Consider the following 13196-nt stretch of genomic DNA (forward strand, 5'->3'; position numbering starts at 1 on the left):
CCCCATCTAGCACACACAAGGAAAACGACGTGAAGGCACTTTCCCAAAAGCGGCGTCACCCGCTTGCAGCCGTCGTGTTGCTGGCTTTAGCCCTCATCCTCACTGGTGGTCTATATACAGTTGCCACTGCCACCAATCAGGCTAAGGCTGAGTCAAACCATGCATACACCCAACAGGATGTAGAAGCAGGACAGAAACTGTTTCAGGCAAACTGCGCAACCTGCCACGGCACAAACGCCGAAGGTACCGCCGATGGTCCTTCGCTGATTGGTGTCGGTGCGGCCGCTGTTGACTTCCAGGTCGGTACCGGTCGTATGCCCATGCAGATGCAGGGCACACAGGCACAGATTAAACCAGGCCAGTTCAACGAGGAGCAGACCAGGCAGCTCTCTGCATATGTTGCTTCACTTGGGGCTGGGCCAACTATCCCCGAGACAGCGTACCTTGATACCACCCAAGGTGATGCTGCCAATGGGGCACGTGTCTTTCTTGCCAACTGCGCAATGTGCCACAACGCAGCAGGCGCTGGTGGGGCACTAACCCGCGGTAAGTTCGCCCCCACCCTGATGGGTGTGAAGGAACAGCACATCTATGAAGCCATGGAGACCGGCCCGCAAAACATGCCCGTCTTCAACGATGCAAACCTTACCCCGGAAGAAAAACGAGACGTTATTACCTACCTAAAAGCCCAGGAGAAGAACGTCTCCCCCGGCGGCATGAAACTTGGGTCGTTGGGCCCTGTTTCTGAGGGTCTGCTCATTTGGACCGTCGGCTTAGGTATTGTAATCGTCTTCGTCATCTGGCTGACTTCCCGTTCAGCGTAGGTACGCACACACTATTCGTACAGAAAAAGATTTGAGGCAACACAATGGGAAACCATAGTGACGGCACAAAAGCCCAAGGCTCAGCCGTAGTTACCTCTTCAGAGGAATCAGAGGAGCAGTTTCGCAACCCGGGGCTGCCTCCTCACCGTCCACGTCTAACAGACGTAGACCCTAAGCGTGCTAAAGGCGCAGAACGTCAAGTCATCCTTCTCTTCGTACTATCGATGCTTGGCTCTTCGCTCTTTTGGGTCGCATACTTCGGCATCTCAGCCGAAGGTAATTTTTACGATGTTAACAACACCGAACCCACCAGCAAATTGCAGTTGCAGAACCTGCTGCTAGGTCTTGGTATTGCCTTTGCAATGTTTGGTATTGGTATTGGTGTGGTCCATTGGGCACGTACCCTCATGCCTGACCATGAGCTTGTCGAAGAACGTCACGATCTGCGCCCTGAAGAGGATCGGGCTGAGGCCACCGAAATTGTTGAAACGATCGTAGACGAATCTGGCATTAAACGCCGCCCGCTTCTGCGTAACACACTCATTGGTTCGGTTATTCTGGCACCGTTAACTTTCGTGACGTTCTTCCGTGACCTGGGGCCTGCGGATCCTTCGGTACTCAAACGCACCATGTGGGATAAGGGCGTGCGGTTGGTTCGAGACCCATCCGGAACCCCCATTAAGGCAGCGGATGTGACCATCGGTTCCGCGTACCATGTGCTCCCCGAGACTTTGTCCTCGCTTAGCCACGAAAACGGCTACCTGGAGGAGAAAGCAAAAGCAGTGGTTCTGCTCATGCGTCTTGACCCGCAGGAGATGAAAATCTCTGAGGAACGTAAAAACTGGCATGTGGATGGTATCGTCGCCTACTCCAAGGTGTGCACCCATGTGGGTTGCCCTATCGCCCTGTACGAGCAGCGCACTCACCACCTGTTGTGCCCGTGCCACCAGTCAACTTTTGATGCTGCGGATGAATGCAAGGTCGTTTTCGGCCCTGCAGGGCATGCGCTTCCTCAGCTTCCCATTACTGTTGACAGCAACGGCTACCTTGTCGCCCAAAGCGACTTCCACGAGCCGGTTGGTCCCGCGTACTGGGAACGTGGCGCACAAATTGAGCAGATGCGCACCGAACGTGAGAAGGAGGGACAGAAGTAATGTCTGCTACTCAGACCGGCTACGAATATAAAGCTAAAACCGGTACCGGGCGCATCGCTAACTTCGTAGATACCCGTGTTGGTCTCTCAGGCGTTGTGAAAGAATTTGGTCGAAAAATCTTCCCCGACCACTGGTCATTTATGTTTGGTGAGGTTGCCCTGTACAGCCTCGTCATTCTGCTTATCTCCGGCACTTTTCTTACTTTCTGGTTTAATCCTTCCACGGCTGCTGTCACCTATGATGGCTCCTATGTTCCGATGAAGGGTACAGAAATGTCGGTGGCGTTTGCCTCCACCCTCGACATTTCCTTTGATGTGCGAGGCGGACTACTGCTACGGCAGATCCACCACTGGGCAGCGCTCATGTTCATGCTGGCCATCTGCATCCATATGCTCCGTGTTTTCTTCACAGGTGCTTTCCGTCGCCCCCGCGAGCTGAACTGGGTTGTGGGATGCGTGCTTTTTGTGGTGGGTATCTTGGCTGGTTTCACCGGCTATTCCCTGCCGGATGATGTGCTCTCTGGCAACGGTTTGCGCATTATTGACGGTATTATGAAGTCAATTCCGCTTATTGGCACCTATGCATCGCTCTTCTTCTTCGGTGGCGAGTTCCCCGGTGAGCATATTATTGGGCGCCTCTACACCCTGCACATTATGATTATCCCCGCCACCCTTCTGTTGTGCGTGGGCATTCATATGTTCATGGTTGTGCTCCACAAGCACACCCAGTACCCGGGTCCGGGCCGCACTAATGATAATGTTGTTGGCTTCCCGGTTGGCCCAGTTTACGCTGCTAAAGCCGGTGGTTTCTTCTTTATTGTGTTTGGCATTATTGCGTTCTTGGCCTCAACATTCACCATTAACGCTATCTGGAACTACGGACCGTATGACCCCTCACCGGTGCAGGCGGGTACTCAGCCTGACTGGTATGTTGGTTTCGGTGATGGTGCATTACGTTTATGGCCCGGTGTGTGGCCGTTCCCGTGGGAAATCCAGGCAGGAGGAACCTGGGTACTGAACGTGCTTCTACCGTTTGCGTTGGCGGGCCTGCTGATGGGTTTCCTGTTCACTTGGCCTTGGATTGAGCGTTGGGTGACGAAGGATGACCGCGTCCACAATATCCTGGATCGCCCACGTAACGCGCCATTCCGCACCGCAGCTGGTGTTGCGGGTATCATCTATTATTCGGTGCTTATGATCGCGGCTTCCTCGGATCTGATCGCAACTCACTTCCATGTTTCTCTCAATGACGTGGCGTACGTTCTGCGTGCCCTATTCTTTGTGGGACCGGTGCTTGGATTTGAGATTACTCGCCGTATCTGCCTCTCGCTGCAGCGTAAGGACCGTGAACTTGTTCTGCACGGTATTGAGACGGGCCAGGTAGTTCAGCTTCCTCACGGTGAGTTTATTGAGGTTCATAAGCCTCTGGACGAGTACCGCCGGTACAAGCTGGTGAGCTTCGAGTCCCCCGCTGTCCTACCGGCTCAGCCGAATGCCAAGGGTAAGGTTACCCCTGTTGAGAAACTACGTGGTGGTCTTTCTAAGTTCTTCTTCACCGACCGAGTTCTGCCGGTTACCCCGCAAGAGCTAGAAAGTGCTCACCATGAGCATAATGAACGCGAGGTGGAGGGTAGCTCGCCTAAGTCTGAACTGAACCAATAAGTACGGTTCACATACCGAACGTGGGGTTCCTGCTGTAAGGGCAGGAACCCCACGTTTGTATACCCCTATGTTTGCTTATCCTCTCCCCTTTTATAGCAGGGGTGGGATTAAGGCTCAGCGGGTTTATTGTAAAGCCTTATACAAGAATATCTCAGCGGGCCGTATTGTCTCCGTAAAAGACCTAGAAACCAGTTTCTAATACACACCCAGGATGGTACTCTCTGAAGCCATTCTCAGGAGATGGAAGGGAATCTCCTTGCCCGTTCTACTGCTGACCTGCTGTGGGCTTCTGCAGAGGTTCTACATGATCCCGTAGCCCCACATCCTTTAGTGTGCCCGCATTGGTTCTTAAAGAATAGGCGTATCCATCGTTGTTAACAGGTAAACCCCCGGGTAGGCTCAGAGCTTTCTGAGCGTTTCCGGGGGTTCTAAGCTGCGGCAGTCCTTCGGTATAAAAGGCGCGCGGTTATTATTTAGTGTGCGTGGTCACCACGGCTATACTCGTAGACCCAGCCGATTACTGCTGCTGCAGCAAACGGGATGGCAATGAGTACAACCCACCAGGCAATGGCGGCGCCCAGCACAACAAACATACAGGCAACACCAATGGCGAAGGGCCACCACGACCACGGTGAGTAGAAACCGTACTCGCCCGCTCCTTCAGCGATTTCGCCTTCATAATTATCCATAGGCTGTTCGGGTATCTTTCGCGCCGTAAAAATCAGGAAGTACGCCAAGAAAAGACACATGAGACCCGTCACAAGGAGCGCAGGAAAACCAGCCCACTCGTCAAAACCAGTCATGAAACCGTAGACAACTCCCACCAGGATCATAAACAGACCCACATAGAGGAAGATCATTCCGAGAATTTTCACGAGCTATTCCCCTTTCTGCGATGCCAAAGCCGCAGCGGCAACATCGTGGTTAGTAGAGAGCTCCGGGTGATGCAGGTCCAGGGCCGGGCGTTCCGAGCGGATACGCGGCAGAGCGGTAAAGTTGTGGCGCGGAGGCGGGCAGGAAGTTGCCCACTCCAGCGAACCGCCGAAGCCCCACGGGTCGTCAACTTCAACTTTCTTACCATAACGTGCGGTAACGTACACGTTCCAGAACCACGGGATCATTGAGACGGCCAGAATCATTGACCCTATTGTCGAGAACTGGTTCATCCACGTGAAATTATCCTCGGGTAAATAATCTGCGTAGCGTCGAGGCATGCCGTCAACACCAACCCAGTGCTGGATCAGGAAGGTGGCGTGGAAGCCCAAGAATACCAGCCAGAAGTGGATTTTTCCGATACGCTCGTTCAGCATCTTTCCGGTGAATTTAGGCCACCAGAAGTAGAAGGCCCCAAACATGCCAAACACGATAGTACCGAAAATCACGTAGTGGAAGTGCGCAACCACGAAGTAAGTGTCGGAGATGTGGAAATCCAACGGCGGGGTGGCAAGAATAATACCGGTGAGACCGCCGTACAGGAAGGTGACCAAGAATCCGAAAATCCACAGCAGCGGAGTTTCGAAGGTAATAGATCCCTGCCACATGGTACCGATCCAGTTGAAGAACTTCACACCGGTTGGAACACCGATCATCATGGTCATGAATGAGAAGAACGGGAGCATAATCGCACCAGTCACATACATGTGGTGGGCCCACACGGTCACAGACAGGCCCGCAATGGCGATTGTTGCTGTGACTAGGCCCTTGTACCCAAAGATTGGTTTACGGGAGAACACCGGAATAATCTCTGAGGTCACGCCAAAGAACGGCAGGGCAAGCACATACACTTCTGGGTGCCCGAAGAACCAGAAGAGGTGCTGCCAAAGAACCGCTCCCCCGTTCTCGGGATCGAAGATATGACCACCAAAACGGCGATCCATGCCGAGTGCGAACAACGCTGAGGCCAGCGGCGGGAAGATCATAATGATCAGGATGGAGGTAATCAACGTCGCCCACGTAAACACAGACATACGCCACATGGTCATGCCGGGTGCGCGCATTGCCACGATAGTGGTAATGAAGTTCACCGCACCCATAATGGTGCCAAAGCCTTGCAGTGCCAGGCCAAAGACCCATAGGTCACCGCCTACAGATGGGCTGTAAGTGGTACTGTTCAACGGAACATACGCGAACCAGCCGAAGGACGCTGCACCCTGCGGGGTGATAAAGCCCGCGATAGCAACCAATGAGCCAAACAGGAAGAACCAGAAGGCCAAGGCATTTAGTCGCGGAAACGCAACATCCGGAGCGCCAATTTGTAGTGGGATAAGCACATTAGCCAACCCAGTAAAAAGTGGGGTGCCGAACATGAGCAGCATCAGCGTGCCGTGCATCGTGAAAAGCTGGTTGAATTGTTCTTTGGTCTGCAGAATCTGCATACCGGGTTCGAAAAGCTCAATGCGCATTAGCAGAGCCATAGTGCCGCCCATGCAGAAGAAAATAAAGGCGGCAATCAGGTACATGTACCCGATGGTCTTGTGATCGGTGGAGGTAATCCAATTGACGAAGATGCGCCCCTTGGACTTCGGAACCACACGCGGCGCAACGGTAGTCGCACTCTCAGTTGAATACTCGAGGGTAGTCACGGTTCACCTCATTTACTTGTCTGCGGGACGCGGGGTCGCGTTCTGGTTGGGGTTACGGTTGTATTCGTCACCAACAACACCCTGGTTTTCTGGGTTTTGTTTCAAGGACTCAATGTACTTATCATAGTCCTCCCGGGAAACAACCTTCACGTTAAAAAGCATCTCAGAGTGGTACTCACCACAAAGCTCAGCACACTTACCCTTGTAGTCGCCAGGCTCCTTAGTCGTGATGTAGATGTGGTTCGTCATCCCAGGAATAGTGTCTCGCTTCTCAAGGAATGCAGGCACCCAGAATGAGTGAATAACATCACGGGATTTAAGAGTGATATCAACGTTGGAATTAGCAGGCAAATACAGGGTGGGCAAAGCAGCCTCTTTGCCTTCACTACCGTCCAGGTGTGCCTGTACACCGGTAACATGCACATTCGCATCGGTATAGTTGAAATCCCACGCCCACTGTTTACCGTAGACTTCAACACTTACCTGGCGGTCCGAACCGGATTTGGGTGCGGTCACCTGGCGCTCCACCCGGTCTGAGAAAGTAAACATACTCACGATCAGAACAACCGGGACGAAGGTGTAGAAAACCTCCAACGGCAGATGATAACTAAGCTGACGCGGATAGCCGGTTTCATTCTTCCGGCGGCGGTAGGCGATGATACACCATAGCATCAAGCCCCAAGTTATAAGGCCAACGACAAGAGCAGCTGCCCAGGTCCCAACCCAAAGATGCATAAGGTTCTCGGCATTATCGGTTGCCGGACGGCCAGGTTTTACCGGCAGCCAACCGACGGATGCCCTATCCATTGAACAACCAGTCACAAGCAACACCACTGAAGTCCCAAGCCCGAAAAGGCTAAAACTTTTTGGTGTGCGACTGCCGGTTCGATGCTGCGAACTCACAGACGGCCCTTCCTGTTCTTACGGTGTGTGCTAAGCCGAAGCCCACCAGGTGGCAGATTTCGGCAGTTTTCATAAAAACTTGTCTCTTAGAGCTTACCGCGATTTTCCCCAATACGTTGACACTCTGTCAGTGAATTTGTGAGTTTCCCGAAAAATTACAGAATTTTAACGATAAATAGGTCCCCGTACACTCGGTACGGGAACCTATTATGACCTTATAAAATTATGCGCGATACGAGCAGAAGCCTAGTGGAACGAATCGCCACAGGCACATGAACCAGCCGCGTTCGGGTTGTCGATGGAAAAACCTTGCTTCTCAATCGTATCTTCAAAATCAATGGTTGAGCCGTCCAGGTAAGGGGCACTCATTTTATCAACAATGACCTGCACGCCCTCATAGTCGCGTACGGCATCGCCGTCAAGCACACGCTCGTCAAAGTACAGCTGGTAGATAAGGCCTGAGCAGCCACCAGGCTGAACAGCTATGCGCAGACGCAAGTCAGTGCGGCCTTCCTGTTCTAGGAGCGTACGCACCTTGTTCTGTGCGACTTCGGTGAGGTTCACGCCGTGGGTGGGAAGCTCAGTTGCTACAGCTTCAGTCATTTCCTGTCCTTTCCTCTGCCCAGATAAGGCATATTTAGGGATAACGTTACGCCCGCTGCCTTCGTCCGACAACATAGGGCATCCCAAGTTCGCCGGGGGCGTGAGATTGCATATGCTCTCAGGATACCAATATTGTCAACACCAACGCCGAGGAGGGTGAGGAAAACAACAGAATGCTCCCCGCTCCCCCAGGCTCACAGCGATCTGCGGGCTTATTTAGCGGAGCATAACTCGCTTATCATGAGTGCTTCCGCAAGGATACCGCACTTGAAATCAGGTATATACAGCGACTCATTAGCGCTGTGTGCCCGTGTATCGGGGCCTTCAACTCCTGTAATAAGAATCTGAGACTCTGGGAATACCGATTTTAGGTCTGAGATAAACGGGATAGAGCCGCCCATACCAGTCTGTACAGGCTCCTCTTCCCAAGCGCTGCGCATAGCCGCCAAAGCCAGTTGTGCCCCTTCCTGTTGGGCGTCTGCAGCAAATGGTAATCCGGAATCCACCGGAGTGTAGCTCACTTCAGCACCAAAGGGGGCATGTGCCGCCAGATGCTCCGCCAGCATCTGATGCGCATGTTCGGGAGTATCCCCCGGTGCGAGGCGTGTGCTGATCCGGGCCCGGGAGAGTGCTGCGAGAGTGTTTGAGGATTCGGCGATAGACGGTATGTCCATACCGATTACAGAGATAGCGGGCTGATGCCACAGCCGCGACGTTATAGGCCCGTGCCCAGCCAGAGAAACACTGTCCAGAATCCCAGAATCGGCCCGGAAGTCTTCTTCAGCGTATTCTAAAGCAGAGTCGTTAAGGCGCACTAGCCCATTCACCGCCACTGTACCGTCATCGGTGTGCAGCGTGGCGATAAGACGGGCCAGAACGGTGTGAGCGTCAAGGTAGGGGCCACCGAAGATACCGGAGTGTACTGCATGGTTCCCCGTGCGCACTTCAATATCGCCGCTGGCGACACCCCGCAGTGATGTGGTCAGCGCCGGGATTCCAGCACGCCAGTTCGCGGAATCGGCAACGATAATATAGTCTGCAGCGAGCTGCTCACGATAGGTGCTGATAAAAGACGTGAAAGAAGGGGACCCTGCTTCTTCCTCCCCTTCAATGAAGAGTTTCACCCCTGCTTTAAAATGCTCTCCTAAAACTTCACGAACGGCGCGGAAAGCAGCTAGGTGCAACAGCACCCCGGCTTTGTCGTCAGCAGCCCCGCGTCCGTATAGCCTCTCCCCTTTACGGGTTGCCGCGAAAGGATCTGTCTGCCACAGCTTACGCTCCCCAGTGGGTTGTACATCATGGTGAGCGTATAACAGAATCGTTGGGTATCCGGGCGCTGCTGGTTTCGAAGCGATGACTGCGGGCATCCCCTCACGTTGTGTACCGGTCTCGTCGTCATATGTGGCGCTCAGAACGTGCGCTTCGTCGAACCCAGCGGCAAGCGCCAGTTTACGCACGGCTTCGGCGCTGCGGTGTACTTGGGATAAATCGTATGCTTCCCAGGCGATGGAGGGTATGGCAACGAGGCTGGCGAGCTCGTTGAGGGTTTCGTTGAATCGTGTGGTGATCGCGGTTTCGAGGGCTGCCCGGTGGGGGAAGGTATGGGTTGTAGTGTTCATGTTTCTAACCATACGCCTGTGGGGCTTGTGTTGTTGATTTTTTGGAGGCCGGGTTATGGAGTATTCGGCAGGGGCCCGAATTTTCGATATTCTGGTAGGGTGTTTGGTCGTAAAAGTAAAGTTGAGAAGTCTCCTATTGAGGCTGTTGAACCGGTTGAAGAGGTAGAACCTCAGGTTTCAAAGAATTCTGGATACACCGCTCCGAAGGGGCGTCCTACGCCGTCGCGTAAGGAGCGCGAGACTGCTCGCCGTAAACCTATTGTTGGTGGTGATCGTCAGGCCGCTAAGGAGGCGCAGCGGGAGCAGAGGGCGCAGGATCGTAAGTTGCACGCTCATGCGTTGCGTACTGGTGATGAGAAGTACGAGAAATATTTGCCGGCGCAGCATCAGGGCAGGCAGCGGCGATTTGTACGGGATTATGTAGATGCTCGGCGTAATGTTGGTGACTACATGTTATATGTGCTGGGCGGGTGCCTGCTGATTGGGCTTATTTTTGCGGGGACACAGTTGAGTTTCGCACCGCAGGTGTACACGGCCACAGTGTATATCATGTATGGCTATCTTTTTCTTTTTGCGTTGGACCTGTGGTTTTTGTGGCGCAAGCTGAAAGGTATTTTGGTAGGTAAGTTTGGTGAGGCCCAGCGCGGTAGTGTGTCGTATATTTTTGGGCGGGTTAGCATGATCCGTCGTCTGCGTCAGCCCGCGCCTCGGGTCAAGTATGGTGAATACCCGAAGTTTTAGAGTTTTTATTGGATGATATGTGAGGCTCCCGCCGGTGATGGCGGGAGCCTTTTGTGTATTAGTTTAGGAGTTTTTGCGGCGGAGTTTGAGAAGTCCGCGATTAATGTGGGCTGCCCAGAGGGGGCCTTCGTAGAGGAAAGCAGTGTAGCCTTGGACGAGGTTCGCGCCAGCATTGAGGCGTTCTTGGACGTCGCGGGCGGTGGTGACTCCGCCAACAGAGATAATGGTGATGGTGTCACCAAGCTCCTGTTTGAGCAGGCGTAGTACTTCGAGGGAACGGGTTTTAAGCGGTTCACCAGAAAGTCCGCCTGCACCAATAGTGGTGATTTTGGTTTTGGGGCTGCGTAGGCCAAGTCCATCGCGGGCGATGGTGGTGTTGGTAGCGATAATGCCGTCAAGTTGTAGTTCTTCAGCAAGTTGGGCGACTGCGATAATGTCTTCGTCTGCCAGGTCGGGCGCGATTTTGACGGTGAGCGGTATGTGGCGGTGGGGTGAGACACGGTCAGCTTCTTCCCGTACGGATTGTAGGAGCGGACGGAGTGCCTCAATAGACTGGAGGGAACGCAGTCCTGGGGTGTTGGGTGAGCTGACGTTGACGGCAAGGTAGTCGGCTTGGGGCGCGAGGGTACGGGTAGAGATGAGGTAGTCGTCGATAGCGTTATCGAGTTCTACGGTTTTGGTTTTGCCGATATTGACACCGATGAGGGGCCGGGTTTGGGCGGGGTATTCGGTTTCGAGGTCGGCACGGGCAGCTGCGACGCGGGGCCCTACTGCTGCGGCGCCATCGTTGTTAAATCCCATGCGGTTAATGACAGCTTTATCTTCGATGAGGCGGAAGAGGCGGGGCTGAGGGTTCCCAGGTTGGGCTTGTGCAGTGATGGTTCCGATTTCAATGTGACCGAATCCGAGGGCAGCGAGCGCAGGGATAACTTTGCCGCCTTTATCGAAGCCTGCGGCGATACCGAAGGGTGAGGGGAAGGTGAGTCCCATGGCGGTGGTTTGCAGGTCGGGGTGGGGTTGGAGGTAGTGTTTGAGGGCTCGGGTGATGCCGGTGTTTTTGAGGGTTTGGATGCCCCAGAGGCCGATGTGGTGGGCTTTTTCTGGGTCCATGCTTGCAAAGAAGAGTTTGAAGAAGGTTGGGTAGAGTCGCATGGTGTGCTCCTTGGGGTGCTTAGTTGGTGGTTTGTGCGGGTATTTTGTCGGTGGCGCCTCCGTATCGGCGGTCGCGGTGGGCGTATTCTTCGACGGCTTTGTAGAGGGTGCGGCGGTCTACGTCTGGCCAGAGTACGTTCATGAAGACCATTTCGGCGTAGGCGCTTTGCCAGAGGAGGAAGTTGGAGATGCGTTGTTCTCCGGAGGAGCGGAGGAAGAGGTCTACATCGGGTAGGTCTGGTTCGTCGAGGTATTTTTGGAAGGTTTTTTCGGTGATGGCGTTGGGTTTGAGGGTGCCTGCTTGTACGTCGCGGGCGATGGCTGCGGCGGCGTCTGCGATTTCGGCGCGTCCGCCGTAGTTGACGCACATGGTGAGGGTGCAGATGGTGTTGTTACGGGTTTCGCGCTCGCATTGTTCGAGTTGTTCGATGACGTTTTTCCAGAGTTTGGGGCGGCGGCCTGCCCAGCGGATGCGTACTCCCCAGGATTTGAGGGTTTCGAGTTGGCGGTTGAGGACTTCGGTGGAGAATCGCATGATGAAGGCGACTTCGCTGGGTGAGCGTTTCCAGTTTTCGGTGGAGAAGGCGTAGGCGCTGATGTAGGGGATGCCCATTTCTATGGCTCCGGCGACGACGTCGAGTAGGGCGGTTTCGCCTGCGCGGTGTCCTTCGTTGCGTGGGAGTCCGCGTTCGTTGGCCCAGCGTCCGTTGCCGTCCATGACGATGGCGACGTGTTGGGGGATGAATTTTTTGGGGATGGGTGGTGGGGTTGTTCCGGTGGGGTGTGGTGGGGGTTTGATGGGCATTGGGGTCTTTCAGGTTGGGGGTGGTTTCTTGGGGTTATTGTACCGTGTGGGGTTATGGTGTTTTGGTTTCGAGGTGGGTGAGGGTTTTGAGGGGGGTTTCGAGGTGGTATTGGGTGGTGTTGAGGATGAGGTTGAGGATTTTTTGGGTGGTGTGGGTGGGGGTTTTGTCGATGGTGTCCCAGTGTCCGCTGGTGAGGGCGTTGAGGTAGGTGGTTTCTTGGGTGTTGAGTGGGGTTAGGGGTGTTGTGGTGGTGTGGGCGCAGGTGGGGCAGAGTGTGCCGTGGGGGGTGTGGTAGCTGGTGGGGGTTGGGGTTCCGCAGTGGATGCAGGTGTTGGTGGTGAGGGGCCATCCGGCTAGTTGCATGGCTTGGGTGAGGTAGCGTGCGAGGATGTGGTGCGGGTGGTGTTTTTTGTGGGCGAGGGCTGCGAGCGCGCCGTGGGTGAGGGTGTAGTGGGGTGGGGTTTCTTCGGGGGGCGTGTTGGTGGTGAGGGTTTCGCAGGTTTCGGCGATGACTGCTGCGGTGGTGTAGGCGGTGTAGTCGCCCATGATGGGGGCGGTGTAGGCGTGGAGTGTGGTGGTTTGGGTGATGGTGCGGAGTGTGCCGCGCCCTTGGGTGAGGGAGAGGGCTACGTGCATGTAGGGTTCGAGGCGGGCGCCGAATTTTGAGTTGGGTTTGCGGATTGATTTTGCAACGGCGTGGGTGATGCCGTTGTTGCGGGTGAGCATGATGATGATGCGGTCTGCTTCGCCGAGGTTTTGGGTGCGGAGGATGAGTGCGTGGTCGGTGTAGGTTTTGGGGGTGCTCACTGTGGGTTTATTCGTAGTCGATGTCGTCTTCGGGGGTGAAGGTGTTGTCATCGTTGGTGAGGAGTTCTTCGAGGTCTTCGTCGTCGTCATCTCCGTAGACGGCGAGGGGGGTGACTTCGTTGTGTTCTTCGAAGAGAACGTTTTCGTAGGTTTCGAAGGCGTTGGCGATTTCTACGTAGGCTTCGTCGATGGCGGGGTCGTGTTCGCCGTTGCGGTTGGTGACGGCGGTGAGGTGGTTTTTGAGTGCGGTGATGAGACGGTCAAGTTCGGTGTGGGGGTTGTTGTTCATGGTGTTATTGTATCCCACTGGTCTTGGGTTGTGGTGTGGGTGGTGTGTTCAGGCG

The 13196-nt window shown here is 54.5% G+C and carries 13 protein-coding genes; 4 read left to right on the plus strand and 9 right to left on the minus strand.

From position 1 onward, the window contains the following. Positions 1-29 precede the first annotated feature (29 nt). Genes qcrC through qcrB form a run of 3 tightly spaced genes read left to right on the plus strand, consistent with a single transcriptional unit; the run spans position 30 to position 3639 of the window. A complete protein-coding gene (gene qcrC, locus D8M23_RS03150) occupies positions 30-824 on the plus strand; it encodes a cytochrome bc1 complex diheme cytochrome c subunit (protein ID WP_006887239.1) in 795 nt (264 codons plus the stop codon). Positions 825-868: 44 nt separating this feature from the next. Beyond that, on the plus strand, positions 869-1978 hold the full coding sequence (gene qcrA / locus D8M23_RS03155) for a cytochrome bc1 complex Rieske iron-sulfur subunit (protein ID WP_126853651.1): 1110 nt from the start codon (positions 869-871) through the stop codon (positions 1976-1978). Continuing rightward, positions 1978-3639 (plus strand): cytochrome bc1 complex cytochrome b subunit, encoded by a 1662-nt coding sequence (gene qcrB / locus D8M23_RS03160; RefSeq protein WP_006887101.1) that lies wholly within the window; start codon positions 1978-1980, stop codon positions 3637-3639. The genes qcrA and qcrB overlap by 1 nt, the downstream gene beginning before the upstream one ends. Positions 3640-4112: 473 nt before the next feature. Here the strand turns inward: qcrB and D8M23_RS03165 are convergent, their stop codons facing one another. The 5 genes from D8M23_RS03165 to D8M23_RS03185 form a co-directional block, all read right to left on the minus strand. Beyond that, positions 4113-4514 carry a cytochrome c oxidase subunit 4 gene (locus tag D8M23_RS03165; RefSeq protein WP_126853652.1) on the minus strand — a complete coding sequence of 134 codons (402 nt, stop codon included), beginning with the start codon at positions 4512-4514 and terminating at the stop codon, positions 4113-4115. Positions 4515-4517: 3 nt separating this feature from the next. Further along, the gene (gene ctaD / locus D8M23_RS03170) at positions 4518-6221 is read right to left on the minus strand and encodes an aa3-type cytochrome oxidase subunit I (protein ID WP_126853654.1); all 1704 of its coding nucleotides are present in this window, start codon (positions 6219-6221) and stop codon (positions 4518-4520) included. Between the two features lie 12 nt (positions 6222-6233). After that, positions 6234-7124, minus strand: a complete 891-nt coding sequence (ctaC, locus tag D8M23_RS03175) for an aa3-type cytochrome oxidase subunit II (RefSeq protein ID WP_037286670.1) — start codon at positions 7122-7124, stop codon at positions 6234-6236. Between the two features lie 246 nt (positions 7125-7370). Beyond that, on the minus strand, positions 7371-7727 hold the full coding sequence (locus D8M23_RS03180; RefSeq protein ID WP_006887213.1) for a HesB/IscA family protein: 357 nt from the start codon (positions 7725-7727) through the stop codon (positions 7371-7373). A gap of 212 nt (positions 7728-7939) precedes the next feature. After that, positions 7940-9346 carry a M20/M25/M40 family metallo-hydrolase gene (locus D8M23_RS03185; protein ID WP_126853655.1) on the minus strand — a complete coding sequence of 469 codons (1407 nt, stop codon included), beginning with the start codon at positions 9344-9346 and terminating at the stop codon, positions 7940-7942. 99 nt (positions 9347-9445) lie between these two features. Between D8M23_RS03185 and D8M23_RS03190 the strand changes: the two genes are divergently transcribed. After that, a complete protein-coding gene (locus D8M23_RS03190) occupies positions 9446-10087 on the plus strand; it encodes a DUF3043 domain-containing protein (protein WP_023133086.1) in 642 nt (213 codons plus the stop codon). Between the two features lie 63 nt (positions 10088-10150). On the opposite strand, the gene D8M23_RS03195 is transcribed toward D8M23_RS03190, so the two are convergent. From D8M23_RS03195 to D8M23_RS03210, 4 genes are read right to left on the minus strand one after another with little or no spacing between them, the layout of a single operon-like run. Beyond that, positions 10151-11239 carry a quinone-dependent dihydroorotate dehydrogenase gene (locus tag D8M23_RS03195; RefSeq protein ID WP_126853657.1) on the minus strand — a complete coding sequence of 363 codons (1089 nt, stop codon included), beginning with the start codon at positions 11237-11239 and terminating at the stop codon, positions 10151-10153. Between the two features lie 19 nt (positions 11240-11258). Beyond that, entirely contained in the window at positions 11259-12044 is a 786-nt protein-coding gene (locus D8M23_RS03200; protein ID WP_052029822.1) for an isoprenyl transferase, read from the minus strand. 52 nt (positions 12045-12096) lie between these two features. Further along, positions 12097-12852, minus strand: coding sequence for a DNA repair protein RecO (recO, locus tag D8M23_RS03205; RefSeq protein ID WP_126853659.1), 756 nt, complete (start codon positions 12850-12852; stop codon positions 12097-12099). A gap of 7 nt (positions 12853-12859) precedes the next feature. Continuing rightward, on the minus strand, positions 12860-13141 hold the full coding sequence (locus D8M23_RS03210; RefSeq protein WP_126853661.1) for a hypothetical protein: 282 nt from the start codon (positions 13139-13141) through the stop codon (positions 12860-12862). Between the last annotated feature and the right edge of the window lie 55 nt (positions 13142-13196).

This window comes from Rothia sp. HSID18067, from assembly GCF_003989445.1.
In the GTDB taxonomy this organism is placed as follows: Bacteria; Actinomycetota; Actinomycetes; order Actinomycetales; family Micrococcaceae; genus Rothia; species Rothia aeria.

Bases quoted from the DNA above. Each gene is read 5' to 3' on its own strand.
- qcrA (WP_126853651.1), top strand. From the start codon at position 869: ATGGGAAACCATAGTGACGGCACAAAAGCCCAAGGCTCAGCCGTAGTT.
- qcrB (WP_006887101.1), top strand. From the start codon at position 1,978: ATGTCTGCTACTCAGACCGGCTACGAATATAAAGCTAAAACCGGTACC.
- D8M23_RS03180 (WP_006887213.1), bottom strand. From the start codon at position 7,727: ATGACTGAAGCTGTAGCAACTGAGCTTCCCACCCACGGCGTGAACCTC.
- D8M23_RS03185 (WP_126853655.1), bottom strand. From the start codon at position 9,346: ATGAACACTACAACCCATACCTTCCCCCACCGGGCAGCCCTCGAAACC.
- D8M23_RS03195 (WP_126853657.1), bottom strand. From the start codon at position 11,239: ATGCGACTCTACCCAACCTTCTTCAAACTCTTCTTTGCAAGCATGGAC.
- D8M23_RS03200 (WP_052029822.1), bottom strand. From the start codon at position 12,044: ATGCCCATCAAACCCCCACCACACCCCACCGGAACAACCCCACCACCC.
- D8M23_RS03210 (WP_126853661.1), bottom strand. From the start codon at position 13,141: ATGAACAACAACCCCCACACCGAACTTGACCGTCTCATCACCGCACTC.